12 protein-coding genes are annotated in these 13,619 nt (G+C 74.4%); 1 reads left to right on the top strand and 11 read right to left on the bottom strand.

Going from position 1 to position 13,619, the window contains the following annotated elements; genetic code table 11:
• The 10 genes from JNW98_RS30855 to JNW98_RS30805 form a co-directional block, all read right to left on the bottom strand.
• Positions 1-713, bottom strand: a 713-nt coding sequence (locus JNW98_RS30855; protein WP_504755604.1) for a thiamine pyrophosphate-binding protein, incomplete at its 3' end; no start/stop codon positions are given.
• 23 nt (positions 714-736) lie between these two features.
• On the bottom strand, positions 737-2,185 hold the full coding sequence (locus tag JNW98_RS30850; RefSeq protein ID WP_223771598.1) for a class II 3-deoxy-7-phosphoheptulonate synthase: 1,449 nt from the start codon (positions 2,183-2,185) through the stop codon (positions 737-739).
• Positions 2,186-2,273: 88 nt separating this feature from the next.
• Entirely contained in the window at positions 2,274-4,172 is a 1,899-nt protein-coding gene (locus JNW98_RS30845; RefSeq protein WP_223771597.1) for an anthranilate synthase family protein, read from the bottom strand.
• Positions 4,169-4,846 carry an isochorismatase family protein gene (locus tag JNW98_RS30840; protein ID WP_308015686.1) on the bottom strand — a complete coding sequence of 226 codons (678 nt, stop codon included), beginning with the start codon at positions 4,844-4,846 and terminating at the stop codon, positions 4,169-4,171. The genes JNW98_RS30845 and JNW98_RS30840 overlap by 4 nt, the downstream gene beginning before the upstream one ends.
• A gap of 45 nt (positions 4,847-4,891) precedes the next feature.
• On the bottom strand, positions 4,892-5,680 hold the full coding sequence (locus JNW98_RS30835; protein ID WP_223771596.1) for a 2,3-dihydro-2,3-dihydroxybenzoate dehydrogenase: 789 nt from the start codon (positions 5,678-5,680) through the stop codon (positions 4,892-4,894).
• Positions 5,677-7,203, bottom strand: a complete 1,527-nt coding sequence (locus JNW98_RS30830; protein ID WP_223771595.1) for an amidohydrolase family protein — start codon at positions 7,201-7,203, stop codon at positions 5,677-5,679. Before JNW98_RS30830 ends, JNW98_RS30835 begins: the two co-directional genes overlap by 4 nt.
• Positions 7,200-7,484 (bottom strand): phosphopantetheine-binding protein, encoded by a 285-nt coding sequence (locus JNW98_RS30825; protein ID WP_263421396.1) that lies wholly within the window; start codon positions 7,482-7,484, stop codon positions 7,200-7,202. Before JNW98_RS30825 ends, JNW98_RS30830 begins: the two co-directional genes overlap by 4 nt.
• A 21-nt stretch (positions 7,485-7,505) precedes the next feature.
• Entirely contained in the window at positions 7,506-9,185 is a 1,680-nt protein-coding gene (locus JNW98_RS30815; RefSeq protein ID WP_223771594.1) for a (2,3-dihydroxybenzoyl)adenylate synthase, read from the bottom strand.
• Positions 9,182-10,201, bottom strand: a complete 1,020-nt coding sequence (locus JNW98_RS30810; protein ID WP_223771593.1) for a ketoacyl-ACP synthase III family protein — start codon at positions 10,199-10,201, stop codon at positions 9,182-9,184. The genes JNW98_RS30815 and JNW98_RS30810 overlap by 4 nt, the downstream gene beginning before the upstream one ends.
• Positions 10,202-10,254: 53 nt before the next feature.
• On the bottom strand, positions 10,255-11,589 hold the full coding sequence (locus JNW98_RS30805; protein WP_223771592.1) for a salicylate synthase: 1,335 nt from the start codon (positions 11,587-11,589) through the stop codon (positions 10,255-10,257).
• A 398-nt stretch (positions 11,590-11,987) separates the two neighbouring features.
• Between JNW98_RS30805 and JNW98_RS30800 the strand changes: the two genes are divergently transcribed.
• Entirely contained in the window at positions 11,988-13,289 is a 1,302-nt protein-coding gene (locus JNW98_RS30800; RefSeq protein WP_223771591.1) for a phenylacetate--CoA ligase family protein, read from the top strand.
• A 43-nt stretch (positions 13,290-13,332) separates the two neighbouring features.
• Here the strand turns inward: JNW98_RS30800 and JNW98_RS30795 are convergent.
• On the bottom strand, positions 13,333-13,619 hold a 287-nt coding region (locus tag JNW98_RS30795; protein WP_223771590.1), incomplete at its 5' end, for a response regulator transcription factor.

Below are 13,619 nucleotides of genomic sequence, written 5' to 3'. Positions count from 1 at the left end.
CCGGTGACCGTCCAGTCGACCGTCCGCACGTCCCAGCCGTAGGCGGCGTAGCGGGCGGTGACGTCCTCGGAGACGGCGATGCGGGTGTCGCCCTCGATGGAGATGCGGTTGTCGTCCCAGAGGACGACGAGGTTGCCGAGCTTCTGGTGGCCGGCGAGGGAGCCGGCCTCGTGGCTGATGCCCTCCTCCAGGTCGCCGTCGGAGGCGAAGACCCAGACGGTGTGGTCGAAGGGGCTCTCGCCGGGGGCCGCGTCGGGGTCGAAGAGGCCGCGTTCGCGGCGGGCCGCCATGGCCATGCCGACGGCGTTGGCGAGCCCCTGGCCGAGCGGCCCGGTGGTGGTCTCCACGCCGGGGGTATGGCCGTGTTCGGGGTGGGCGGGGGTGCGGCTGCCGGCGGTGCGGAGGGCCTTGAGGTCGTCGAGGGTGAGGGCGTAGCCGGTGAGGTGGAGCTGGGTGTAGAGGGTGAGGCTGGCGTGGCCGCAGGAGAGCACGAAGCGGTCGCGTCCCGCCCAGCCCGGGTCGGTGGGGTCGTGCCGGAGCAGGTGCCGGAAGAGGAGGTGGGCGGCGGGGGCGAGGCTCATGGCCGTCCCGGGGTGCCCGTGGCCGGCGGCCTCGACCGCGTCCACGGCCAGGCCGCGCGCGGTCTCGACGGCGCGGCGGTCGAGGTCCGTCCAGGCGAGCGGCGGCCCGGACGGTGCGGAGGGGGTTCTCATGGCAGTCGTGACCCGTTCCTGTGTCAGCCGGCCAGCGTGGCGGGCGCGTACATGCCGGCGCCCAGCGGGCCCAGCTCGGCGTCCGGGCGCGTGGCGGCCCGGGTCTCGTTCATGACCTCGGCGAGCAGGAAGGCGAGGTCCAGGGACTGGCTGCGGTTGAGGCGGGGGTCGCAGACCGACTCGTAGCGGGCGTGCAGGCCGTCGAAGTCGAGGTTGTGGCCGCCGCCGACGCACTCGGTGACGTCGTCGCCGGTGAGTTCGACGTGGATGCCGCCGGCGTGGGTGCCGAGGGCCTTGTGGACCTCGAAGAAGCCGCGGACCTCCTCCAGGACGTCGTCGAAGCGGCGGGTCTTGTGGCCGGAGGGGGCCTCCATGGTGTTGCCGTGCATCGGGTCGCAGATCCAGGCGACCGTGGCGCCCTCGGCGGTGACCTTCTCCACCAGGCCGGGGAGCACGTCGCGGACCTTTCCGGCGCCCATGCGGATGACGAACGACAGCCGGCCGGGTTCCCGTTCGGGGTCGAGCCGGTCGACGAGCCGCAGGGCGGTGTCGGGGGTGGTGGTCGGGCCGAGCTTGACGGCGATGGGGTTGCTGATGCGGGAGAAGTACTCGACGTGCGCGCCGTCCAGGTCGCGGGTGCGCTCGCCGATCCACAGCATGTGGCCCGAGGCGGCGTAGAGGGCGCCGGTGCGGGCGTCGACGCGGGTGAGGGCGTCCTCGTAGTCGAGCAGCAGGCCCTCGTGGGAGACGTAGAACTCGGCGTCGTCGAAGTCCTGGGGGCGGCCGCCGGTGGCGCGCATGAAGGCGAGGGCCTGGTCGATGCCGTCGGCGAGCCGCTCGTAGCGGCGGCCGGCGGGGGAACCGGCGACGAAGTCCCGGTTCCACTCGTGGACCTGGCCGAGGCTGGCGTAGCCGCCCGCGGTGTAGGCGCGGACGAGGTTCAGGGTGTTCGCGGACGCCTGGTACATGCGGAGCAGCCGGTCGGGGTCCGGGACGCGGGCGGCCTCGGTGAAGTCGAAGCCGTTGACGGCGTCGCCGCGGTAGACGGGCAGGGTGACGCCGTCGCGGGTCTCGACGGGCTTGGAGCGGGGCTTGGCGTACTGGCCCGCGAGCCGGCCGACCTTGACGACGGGCATGGCGGCGGCGTACGTGAGCACGGCCGACATCTGGAGGAGGGTGGCGAGCTTGCGGTGGACGGCGTCGTCGGAGACGCCGTCGAAGGTCTCGGCGCAGTCGCCGCCCTGGAGGAGGAACGCCTCGCCGCGGGCGACCTCGGCCAGCCGGTGCTTGAGCCGCTCGGCCTCGCCGGCGAAGACGAGGGGCGGCAGGGCGCCGAGTTCGCGGGTGACGGCGTCGAGGGCGGCGGCGTCCGGCCACTCGGGCTGCTGGGCGGCGGGGAGCGGGCGCCAGGTGGCCGGCGGCCGGGTCCGTGCGGCCGGGCCGGCCGGGGTGTCGGTCAGGCGGAAGGTCATGACGTGGCCTCGTGCATTCTGCTCGGAGGGGAGCTGCTCGGAGGGGAGCGCGATGGGAAGAACCGGAAGAAGGGGCGTGGTGCCGCGTTCAGTGCCCTGCCATGAGGTCGCTCATCACCGTGCCCAGGAACTCGACGCCGTTGCGGGTGAGCACGGACGCCGGGTGGAACTGCACCGAGGCGAAGCCGGGCCCGCGCAGGGCGTGGACCTCGTCGTTCTCGGGGTCGCGGTGGACGTGCACGGTGCCGCCGCGGACCGGGCAGGGGAAGGAGTCGGTGGCGCTGGACGCGGCGAAGGTGTTGTAGAAGCCGACGAGTTCGGTGCGGCCGAACGCCTCGATCTTCCGCTGGACGCCCTGGTTGGGGACGGCGCGGCGGACGATGTCGAGACCGAGGACGGTGCTGAGCACCTGGTGGCCGAGGCAGACGGCCATGAAGGGCTGTCCGCTCGCCAGCAGCTGCCCGGCGACGCCGCGGATGTGCCGGATCTTGGGGTGGTCGTGGTCGCGGGGGTCGCCGGGGCCGGGGCCGAGGACGACCAGGTCGTGCCCGTCGAGCCGGTAGTCCTCGTCGAACCGGCGGACGGAGACGCGGAGTCCGTGCGCGGCCAGCATGTGGTGGGCCATGGCCGTGAAGGTGTCCTCGGCGTCGAGCACCAGGACGTCGCGGCCGGTGAGGCCGGGCAGCGGGTGCGCCCGGGCGGCCGGGTCGGCCAGCCAGAAGTCGGCGAGCGGGGTGTTGCGTTCGGCGAGGACGCGCCGCACCTCGGGGTGCTCGCCGACGCCGCCTCCCGCCGCCGTCCCGGGCCGCGCCGGGCCCTCGCCGCGGAGCGCGGCGAGCAGGCCCGCCGCCTTGGCGCGGGTCTCGGCGGCCTCGGAGGCGGGGGTGGAGTCGCGGACGAGGGTGGAGCCGACGGAGAGGGTCATCCGGCCGTCGGCGTCGACGTCGGCGGTGCGGATGAGGATGGCGGAGTCCAGCGTCTGCCCGCCGTCCGCGTCGCGGCCGAACAGGGCGGCCACGCCCGCGTAGTAGCCGCGGCCCTCCGGCTCGTACCGGCTGATCACGTGGCAGGCGCTCTCCAGCGGGCTGCCGGTGACGGTCGGGGCGAACAGGGTGCCGCCGAGGATCTCGCGTGCGTCGAGCCGGCTGCGGCCCTCGATGAGGTACTCGGTGTGCGCGACCCGGGCCATCTCCTTGAGGTAGGGGCCGACGACCCGGCCGCCGCCCTCGCAGAGCCGGCCCATCATCTTCAGTTCCTCGTCGAGCACCATGTACAGCTCGTTGGCCTCCTTGGTGTCGGAGAGGAACTCCAGGACGCCGGCGGGCGTGGGGCCCTGCGGCGGGTAGCGGTAGGTGCCGCTGATGGGGTTCATCACGACGGTGCCGCGGTCGAGGCTGACGTGCCGCTCGGGCGAGGCGCCGACGAACGTCCGGCCGCCCGCGCGGACGACGAACGTCCAGTAGGCGCCCGGTTCGCCGCCCAGCAGCCGGCGGAAGAAGGTGAGGGCGGTGGCGACGGACCAGTCGGCGATCTCCGCGACGAAGGACCGCTTGATGACGAAGTTGGCGCCGTTGCCGCGGCCGATCTCCTCGTCGATGATCCGCCGGACGGTGGCGGCGTACCGCTCGTCGTCGTGGTCGAAGTCGCCGCCGCGCAGGGTGATGGGCCCGTCGGGCAGGGCCTCCAGGGCCTCCGCGCGGGTGAGCGCGGCCTGCCCGGTGACGGTCAGCGCCAGCAGCGGCGCGCCGTCGTCGGGGTGGTCGTAGCCGCGCTCGCGGATCTGCCGGTAGGGCAGCAGGGCCAGCACCTCGTGCCGGTCCCGGCCGCCCGGGGCGGGCAGCGGGATGTCGGCGACGGTGTCGGCCTCGGCGGTGGTGCCGACGAGGACGTCGATCCGGTCGCCGGCGGCCGCCCCGCCGCGGTGCAGCAGGGCGAAGTCCGGTGGCGTCGGGCCGGTGATCCGGGCCAGCAGCTCGCGGGCGGTCACGCGACCCGCTCCGGGGCGACGGCGGTGGCGGCGGTGGCGGAGGCGACGGCGGCCAGCGCGGTGGCGGTGGGCAGGGTGACGGCGCAGCGCGTCGCCACGTACTCCAGGGTCATGCGGTGGTACTCGGCCGAGAAGTCGGCGACCGCGTCGGCGACCACGAACGTCTCGATGTCGTTCGAGAACGCCTCGTGGGCGGACATCAGGATGCCGACGTGCGCGTAGACGCCGCAGATCACCAGCTGGTCGCGGCCCTGCCGGCGCATCAGGTCGAGGAGGTCGGTGCGGCAGAACGCGGAGGGCCGCCACTTGGTGAGGACGACGTCCCCCTCGCGGGGTGCCAGTTCGGGGATGACCGCCCGGTGCTCCTCGCCCGCCGGCATCCCGGCGCCCCAGATGTCCTTGAGCAGGCCGCGCTGCTCGTCGGTCATCGCGCCGGGCTGCGCCGTGTAGACGACGGGCGCGCCGGCGGCGGCCCACGCCTCGCGCAGCGCGGTGGCGTTGGCGACGAGTTCGGCGGCCGGGGACTGCCCGGCGGTGAACGGGCGCACGAAGTAGTTCTGCATGTCGTGGACGAGCAGCACCGCGCGCCGGGGGTCGATGGTCCAGCCCGCCGTGTTCTCCGGCAGGGAGTCGGCGGCCGGCATGGGGTACGGGGCTATCGGCGGGATGGCCACGAGGGGCGTCCTTTCACTGAGGGGCGTGCGGTGCGGCGGGGGGCGTCAGGCGCCGAGCGTGGCTCCGCCGTCGACGGTGAGGTGGTGCATGGTGATGTGCGCGGCGCGGTCGGAGAGCAGGAAGAGGACCGCGTCGGCGATGTCCTCGGGGCGGGCGACCTTCTTCAGCGGGATGCCGAGCCGGTACTCCGCGGCGACGCCGTCGACGGAGTGGGCGCGGGCGGCGTCCGCGTCGTCCCAGAGGGCGGTGAGCATGGCGGTGTCCGTCGAGCCGGGGCCGACGACGTTGCAGCGGACGCCGTACTCGGCGAGCTCCAGGCCGAGGCAGGCGGTGAACATGCTCGCGGCGGCCTTGGAGGCCGCGTAGGCGGCGAGGTTCATGCGCGGGGTGCGGCCGGCGTTGGAGGCGACGGTGACGATGGCGCCGGCGCGGCGGCGGGCCATCCGGTCGGCGACGGCGCGGCTGACGTGGAAGACGCCGGTGGCGTTGACGCCGAGGACGGCGTTCCAGTCGGCCTCGGTGAGCTCGCGGACGCTGCCGGAGCGCAGGATGCCGGCGCCGTTGACGAGCTGGGTGAGGGGCCCGAGTTCGCGTTCGGCGGTGTCGACGGCGGCCTCGACCTCGGCGGCGGAGGTGACGTCGGCGGGCAGGGCGAGGGCGCGTCCGCCGGCGCCCGTCAGGTCGGCGGCGAGCGCATCCAGGGCGTCCTTGTCGCGGTCGAGCAGAGCCACGGCCACGCCCTCGGCGGCGAGGGCGCGGGCCACGGCCTCGCCTATGCCGCCCGCGGCGCCCGTGACGAGCGCCGTGCCGCGCAGTCCGTAAACGGTGGTCATCGATTCGTCTCCTTCGCCAGCAGGCCCTGGACGACGTCGGAGGGGATGCCCAGACTCCGGACGGAGAAGGAGCCGAGCGCTTCCAGGTAGTCGTCCTTGAGCTGTCGTTCGTCGAGGCGCGTGGACCGGCCGCCCTCCAGGAGCACCTCACCGGCGACGACGACGGTGTCGATGTCCATGGATCCGCCGAGGGCGAGGAAACTCTCCAGCGGGCGGGGGTTGAGCAGGTAGCGCCAGTCGTCGACGGGCACGACGACGAGGTCGGCCTGCTTGCCGGCCTCCAGGCTGCCGACCTCCTGGTCCCACCGCAGTCCCTTGGCGGGGATGCGGGTGGCCATGGCGAGGGCGTCGGTGGGCAGCACCTCGGTGGGGTCGCCGGACATCTCGTTGAACATCTGCCAGGCGGCCCGCATGGACTCGGCCATGCCGCTGATGGGCAGGGCGGTGCCGTCGGTGGAGAGGGAGACGTCCAGGCCGGCCCGGCGCAGTTCGGGGATCATGCGGGTGTCGGTGAGGGTGGTCTCGCCGGCACCGCCGTACTTGGCGGGCGAGTGGTTGAGGTGGGCGCCGGCCGCGAGCAGCAGCTTGCGCTCCTCCTCGTCGGCGTAGCCGGTGTGCACGGACATCAACCGGTCGGTGACGAGCCCGAGTTCGGCGAACCGGCGGACCGGGGTGGCGCCGAAGTACGTACGCATCACCTCGGCCTCGTTGCGGAGGGCGCCGATGTGGGCGGCGAACGGCACGTCGTACCGCTCGCACAGCTCGGCGAAGCCGCGGCCGAGCTCGTCGGTCATGTTGGTGCCGTAGACGGCGGTGGGGCGGGCCCGCAGCCGGCCGGTGGTGTCGGCGGCGCACCGGTCGAGGAGCGTCTCCAGCCGGGCGAGGACGCCGTCGGCGTCGCGGGTGCGGCGGAACCGGGTCTCGCCGGGGGCGCAGACGGCGTCGCTGGCCCAGGTGCTGGCCATGAAGCGGATGCCGAGGTCGAGGGCGGCGTCGGCCATGGCGTCGGGCCGGTTGAGGGAGCCGACGTCGCCGAGGGTGGTGACGCCGGTGCGGAGCTGCGTCCACATCGAGTACCGGGCGACGGCCAGGGCCTCGTCGGGGGTGAGGCTGTCGACCTGGTCGTAGAAGGAGTCGAAGACGACGGAGATCTGCCGCAGGTCGCCGCCGAGGGCCATGAACGCGGCGACGTCGTCGCGGTCGTGCGGCGGGCGCAGCGCTCCCTTGAACGGGATGCGCATGGCGAAGAGTTCGTGCCAGTGCGGGTTGACCAGGCCCGGCAGGATCATCGAGCGGCGGGCGTCGACGGTGCGGAGTCCGTCGCGGACGGCGGGGTCCAGGGCGGCGACGGCCGCGTCGACCTCGGCGGTGGGGCCGACGGCGGCGATCCGGTCGCCGACGACGAGCACCGAGCCCGAGGAGAGGACGGTGGCGCCGGTGTCGCCGGGGTAGACGTGGCCGTCGCGGAACAGGAGACCGGTGTGGCTGGTGGGGGCGGTGTGGCCGGTGGGGGCGGTGGTCATGCCTGCACCGTCCCGTCGGCCGTGCGGGCCTGCCACGCCTCGGCGAAGCGGCGCTCCCAGGCGTCGACGGTGGGGTCGGCGGCCAGGTCGCGGAACTCGACGCCCAGGCCCTCGCGGCGCCAGCGGGTGACGAGGCGCATCATCTGGAGGGAGCTGAGGCCCTGGTGGATGAGGTTGACGTCGGTCTCGATCTCGTCGGGGGTGGTCCCGATGGTCTCCGCGAGGATGCGGCGGAGGTCGTCGCCGGTGAGGGGGCCGGTGGCCGGAGTGGTGCTTTCCATGAAGAGTTCAGCCTTTTCTGGTCAGGAGGCGACGGTCTCGGAGGCGACGGTCTCGGGGGCGACGTTCCAGGGCCGGGGCGCGGAGGGGTCGGCCGCGGCGGCGGCGAGCACCTTCTTGTCGACCTTCCCGAGGCCGGTCAGCGGGAAGTCGGCGACGGCCTCGACGCGGTCCGGGAGCTTGTAGTCGGCGAGGCCGCTCGCGCTCAGGGCCGCCTTGACGTCCCGGAGCTTCGGAGCCTCGCCGGCCGGGACGATCCAGGCGTGGACGCGCTCGCCGAGGTACTCGTCGGGGGCGGCGACGACGGCCGCGCGGGCCACGTTGGGCAGGGCGAGGAGGTGCTCCTCGACCTCGCCGGCCGAGACCTTGTCGCCGCCGCGGATGACGACGTCCTTGATGCGGCCCTCGATGACCAGCCGGCCGTCCTCGGTGATCCGGGCGAGGTCGCCGCTGCGGTAGAAGCCGTCGGCGGTGAAGGCCCGCGCGTTGTGCTCGTCGGCGCGGTAGTAGCCGCGCAGGGTGTACGGACCGCGGGTGAGGAGCTCGCCGGTGCCGCCGGGCGGGACGTCGTTCCCGTGCTCGTCGACGATGCGGATCTCGTCGGCCGGGGAGAGCGGGGTGCCCTGGGTGGTCCACACCGTCTCGGGGGCGTCGTCGGCGCGGGTGACGGAGAGCAGCCCCTCGGCCATGCCGAACACCTGCTGGAGGCGGGCGCCGAAGGCCGGTTCGATGCGGCGGGCCAGCTCGGGCTGGAGCCGGGCGCCGCCGATCTGCACGGTGCGCAGGGTGGCGAGGTCGGGCTCCAGCCACTCGGCGGCCTCCAGCCACATCTGGGCCACACTGGGCACCAGGGAGGTGAAGGTGACCCGCTCGGCGGCGATGAGCGCGAAGCAGTCGTCGGCGGTGGGGTCCTCGGCGAGGACGGCGGTGCCGCCGGCCTGGAGGGTGCCGAGGACGCCGGGGCAGCCCCAGGTGAAGTTGAACTCCACGGGCAGCGCGGCCAGGTAGACGTCGTCGCCGGTGAGGCCGTTGACCTCGGCGGCGGTACGGGTCTGGTACGCGTAGTCGTCGTGGGTCCGCGGGATCAACTTGGGGAGCGCGGTGGTGCCGCCGGAGAGCAGGAAGAACGCCGTGTCCGACGGGTCGTTGGCGACGGGCTCCGCCAGGGGTTCGGCGTCGACGGCGGCCAGCGGGACGACCGTCCCCTCCGCGCCCTCGGGCACCTCGCCGTCCAGGGTGAACACCCGCCGCAGCGTCGGCAGTTCCTCGACCATGCGCAGGGCGAGGGCGGTGTGGTCGAAGCCCCGGTGCTGCCCGGGGATCACGTAGCCGGCGGCGCCGGACAGCTCGCACAGGTGCCGGATCTCGTTCGCGCGGTGGGAGGCGAGCGAGAACACCGGGCGGGCGCCGGCCCGGAGCAGGCCGAAGAAGACGACGGCGAACTCGGCGACGTTGGGCAGCTGGAGGACGACGCGGTCGCCGGGCTCGATGCCGTGGCGCCGGAAGCCGGCCGCCGTCCGGTCGGCCCGCCGGTCCAGCTCCTCGTAGGTGAACCGGCGGTCGCCGTGCACCAGCGCGGTCCGGCCCGCGTACCGGGCGGCCCAGGTGCGCAGCAGGCCGTCGAGGGTCTCGCCGCGCCAGAGGCCCTCGCGGCGGTAGCGGTCGGCGAACTCGGCAGGCCAGGTGGGGCGTTCGTAGGTCATCGCACGATCTCCACGACGGCGCAGCCGGCCTCCATGCCGGTGGCGGCCCCGATGAGCAGGACGCGGTCGCCGGCGCCGACCTGCCCGGAGGTGTGCAGCCGCTCCAGGGCGACGAAGATGTCGGCGGCGCCGGTGTGCCCGACGCGGCGGGCGATCTCCCAGACGCTCCGGTCCAGGCCGATGCCGAGGGGCTCCAGGAAGATGTCCTCCAGCGGCCCCCGCGCGAAGCCGACGTGGCAGACGCGGCTGATGTCGTCCATGGTCAGCCCGGCCTCGGCGAGCGTCCGCTCGGCGACCTCGGCGACGCTCTCGCCGAAGTGGCCCATGGGCGGCGTGATGCCCTTGGCCCACTGGTCGCGCCAGTACTGGCTGCGCTCCTCGAAGTTGAGGGAGCGGCCGATGGTGATGCCCGGCGGGAACATCACCTCGCCGCCGCGGTGCAGCTCCTCCATGGAGGAGTTGGAGACCGAGCCGATGGCGAGCACCTTGGCGAAGCCGTCGCGCCGGGAGACCACGGCGGCGGCGCCGCCGTCGGCCAGGATGAACAGCTTGGAGGCGGTCCAGCGGTCCACCATGGGGGTGGAGAAGTTGTCGCCGGTGGTCAGCAGCACCGCGTCGGGGGTGCCGGGGGTGGTGAGCCGGTGCGCGGCCAGCTCCAGGCTGGCGAGCATGCCGAGGCAGCCCTGCCGGACCTCCAGCGCCATCACCGGCCGGTCCAGGGTGTTCCGCAGCACGTAGTGCGGCGCCGACCAGCCGTCGGGGCCCTGGTGGTGGGTGTCGCTGTGGAACAGCGCGCCGAAGTCGTCCGGCGTGTGGCCGGAGCGCTCAAGGGCGACGCGGGCCGCGTTGACGGCCATGTCGGGGGCGGGCATGTCGCCGCCCGTGATCACGGCCTCCATGCCGGAGCGCTCGCGCTCGTCGGCGTCGTACCAGCCCTTCGCGACGGCCTCCTCGGTGGTGACCGAGTCCGGCAGGCAGGTGCCCACGCCCGCGAGGTAGATGTTGTCGACCTTCATGTGTCCCGTCTTTCTCCGTGTCGTACGCGCTGTCTCGGTCCGGCCCCGAGCCGTTACTCGGCCGCCGGGACCAGGTGACGGGCCACGCTGTCGAGCTTCTCGCAGGTCTCCTCGTACTCCCGCTCGGGCGTGGACTGCCCGACGATGCCGGCACCGGCGCGCAGCCAGGTGCGGCCGTCCTGGCGGTAGACGCTGCGCAGCACCAGGGCGGCGTCCATGGCGCCGGTGTGGTCGACCGTCATGACCGTGCCGCTGTACAGGCCGCGGGTCTCGCTCTCGTAGCGGCGGATCACCTCGTACGCCGGGCCCTTGGGGACGCCGGAGGCGGTGACCGCCGGGAAGACGGCGCCGAAGCCGTCCCACGCGCCGCGCCCCTCGGCGAGCCGGCCGGAGACCCGGGAGGCGAGGTGCTGGACGCTGCCGCGCTCGCGGATCGTCATGAACTCGGGGACGTCGACGGAGCCGGGCTCGCAGACGTCGGCGAGCTCGTCGGTGCCGACCTTGACGGAGATGGCGTGCTCGTAGACCTCCTTGGAGGAGGCCAGCAGGTCCTTGCGGAGCTCCTCGTTGGCGAGCAGGTCCGGGGTGAGGGCGCGGGTGCCGGCGAGCGGCTGGCTGACCACGTGCCCGTCCTCGTCCACCCGGACGACGATCTCGGGGCTGAAGCCGGCGGCCTCCAGGCCGTCCATGTGCAGCAGGAAGGACCGGGCGGGGTTGTTGCCGCGGCGGCCGGCTACGTAGGTGGCGGCGAGGTCGACGGCGTGGGGCACGTCGACCACGCGGGAGAGGATCACCTTGTGGAGCTCGCCCTGGTTGATGTCGTCCACGGCCCGCTTGACGGCCTCGCGGTACTCGGCCTCGCCGGTGCCGCGCACGTCCAGGGGGCGCGGCGCGCGCTCGGGGGCCTCCTCGGCGGTGTTCACCACGTGCAGCAGCGCGGCCAGGGTCTCCTGGTCGGCGGCGCGCAGGTGGGCGTGGCCGGCGCGCAGCCGGACCTCGGCGGCGGGGACGACGAGCCGGAGCAGCGGGCCGTCGCCGACGTGCGTGAGGTCGCCGTCCTTGGCGTAGGACAGCTCGAACGCCGACCAGCCGTAGGCGCGCCACTCGGGCACGTCGACGCGGGCCAGGAGTTCCCGCACCAGGTCCAGGGGGCGGTCGGTCCAGGGCAGGTGGACCTCGGGCGCGTCCCCCTGGCGCAGTCGGGCGCCGGTGCGGTCCAGGGTGATCTCGGCGATCGAGCCGCCCGCGTACGCCCAGTCGCCGCCGTTCTCGTAGACGACGTGGTCGGTGTACGGGCCGGAGCCGGCGAGGGCGACCGCGACGCTCAACGGGTCGACGGCGGGCCGGCTCTGCGTCTCGAAATAGTGCTGCCCCTGGGTGGGACTCATGGCGGGCGTTCCTCTCCTCGGTGGGTCCTCGGGTGGGGTTCCTGCGGGGACTCGCGGACCTCGTGCGTCCCCCGGGCCGGGCGGCGCCCCGGCGGCCGTCCCGGGGTGCGGGCGGGCCCCGGGCCGGGCGGGCCCGGCGCTCCGGCGGCGCTGTCCCAGCGGACCACGGCGGGCGGGCCGGGGGCATGAGTAGCCGGTACTCACTCTCCGGCCGGGCGGGGTGGCCGGGAGTCGTCGCGCGGGTGCCTCCGGGGCGTCGGCGGGACGTCGTACGCGGTGGTAACCCGCGCGGCCCGGCGGCGGACACGAGTGCGGACATGAGTAGCGCCTACTCATGCGGGCGGCGCGCGCCGCGTGCTCATCTGAAGGGACACCACCCCGGATCCCTGAGGAGAACCATGTCCGAGCCACGACCGCGGATAGGGCAGTGGAGCAGCGCCGAGGAGCTGCGGGCCCTGCAACTGGCCCGGCTGCCGCGGCTGCTCGACCGGGCCGGACGGTCGCCGTTCCACCGCGCGCGGACGGGCGGCGCGCCGCTGACCGTGGAGGCGTTCCGCGCGCTGGAGCCGACGACCAAGCAGGACCTGCGCGACCACTACCCGTTCGGGCTGCTGGCGGTGGACCGCGCGGACCTGGCCACGTACCACGAGTCCAGCGGCACCTCCGGCACCCCGACCGCCTCGTACTTCACGGCGGAGGACTGGGAGGACCTGGCCGAGCGCTACGCCCGCAAGTGGGTGGGCATCTCCGCGGAGGACACCTTCCTGGTCCGCACCCCCTACGCGCTGATGATCACCGGGCACCTGGCGCACGCGGCGGCCCGCTCGCACGGCGCCACCGTGGTGCCGGCGGACAGCCGGTCGGCGGCCATGCCGCACGCCCGCGTCATCCGCGTCCTGCGCGACCTGGGTGTCACGCTCACCTGGTCGAACCCGACCGAGACGCTGCTGTGGGCCGCCGCCGCGCGGGCCGCGGGGCTCCGGCCGGACGAGGACTTCCCGGCGCTGCGCGCCCTGTTCGTCGGCGGCGAGCCGCTCAGCCCGGCGCGGCGCCGGCGCATCTCGGAGATCTGGGGCGTCCCGGTCGTCGAGGAGTACGGATCGACGGAGACCGGCAGCCTCGCCGGGCAGTGCCCGTCGGGCCGGCTCCACCTGTGGGCGGACCGGGCGCTGTTCGAGGTGCGGTCGCCGGAGACCGGCGAGCTGGCGGAGGAGGGCCGCGGGCAGATCGTGGTGACGCCGCTCTACCGCGAGGCGATGCCGCTGCTCCGCTACAACCTGGCGGACGACGTCGAGATCTCGTACGACGACTGCGACTGCGGCTGGCACCTGCCGACGGTCCGGGTGTTCGGCCGGTCCGCGTTCGCCTACCCGGTCGGTACGGGCCGGGTGACGCAGGACGAGCTGGAGGACCTGGTCTTCTCGCTGCCCGCCCGCTTCGGGGTGACGTTCTGGCGCGCCAAGGCCGAACGGGACCTGCTGCGGGTGCAGTTCGAGGTCGCCGAGGAGCTGCGCAAGGAGGCGGTGGACGAGCTCGCCGCCGCGGTGGCCCGGAAACTGGGCGTGCCGGCGGAGGTCGCCGGGCTGGCGCCGGGCACGCTGGTGCCGGAGAAGGTGCTCACGGCCGACCCGGACGTGCTCAAGCCGCGCGGCCTGTTCGGCGCCGACGAGGACTGGGACCGGGCCGTCCTCTACTACTGACGGTGTGGGGGCGGGGCGGCGCGGGCCGTCCCGCCCCCGTCCGTCAGGCGGCGAGCGCCTCGGGGAGGTCGCCGCGGCTGTCGATGCCGAGCTTCCCGTAGGCGCGCTGGAGGTGGTTCTCTATCGTCCGCACGGAGACCACCAGCCGGGCGGCGATCTCCCGGTTGGCCAGCCCGGACGCGGCGAGGACGGCGATCTCCCGCTCGCGGCTGGTGAGTTCCTGCCCGACGGCGCGCGGCGCCGGGACCGGCTCGGCCCAGGGCGGCAGCCGGCCGCCGTAGGAGGCGGCGAGTTCGGCCGCGGCCTCCTCGGCCCGGGCGGCGCCGCGGC

Source organism: Streptomyces huiliensis (assembly GCF_020037025.1).
In the GTDB taxonomy this organism is placed as follows: Bacteria; Actinomycetota; Actinomycetes; order Streptomycetales; family Streptomycetaceae; genus Streptomyces; species Streptomyces huiliensis.
The sequence above is the reverse complement of the archived record's forward strand: the minus strand, read 5'-3'. Positions and strand labels throughout refer to the sequence as shown.

Coding starts and splice junctions, on each gene's coding strand:
- JNW98_RS30850 (WP_223771598.1), bottom strand. CDS start 2,185: ATGACCTTCCGCCTGACCGACACCCCGGCCGGCCCGGCCGCACGGACC.
- JNW98_RS30835 (WP_223771596.1), bottom strand. CDS start 5,680: ATGACCACCGTTTACGGACTGCGCGGCACGGCGCTCGTCACGGGCGCC.
- JNW98_RS30830 (WP_223771595.1), bottom strand. CDS start 7,203: ATGACCACCGCCCCCACCGGCCACACCGCCCCCACCAGCCACACCGGT.
- JNW98_RS30825 (WP_263421396.1), bottom strand. CDS start 7,484: ATGGAAAGCACCACTCCGGCCACCGGCCCCCTCACCGGCGACGACCTC.
- JNW98_RS30815 (WP_223771594.1), bottom strand. CDS start 9,185: ATGACCTACGAACGCCCCACCTGGCCTGCCGAGTTCGCCGACCGCTAC.
- JNW98_RS30810 (WP_223771593.1), bottom strand. CDS start 10,201: ATGAAGGTCGACAACATCTACCTCGCGGGCGTGGGCACCTGCCTGCCG.
- JNW98_RS30805 (WP_223771592.1), bottom strand. CDS start 11,589: ATGAGTCCCACCCAGGGGCAGCACTATTTCGAGACGCAGAGCCGGCCC.
- JNW98_RS30800 (WP_223771591.1), top strand. CDS start 11,988: ATGTCCGAGCCACGACCGCGGATAGGGCAGTGGAGCAGCGCCGAGGAG.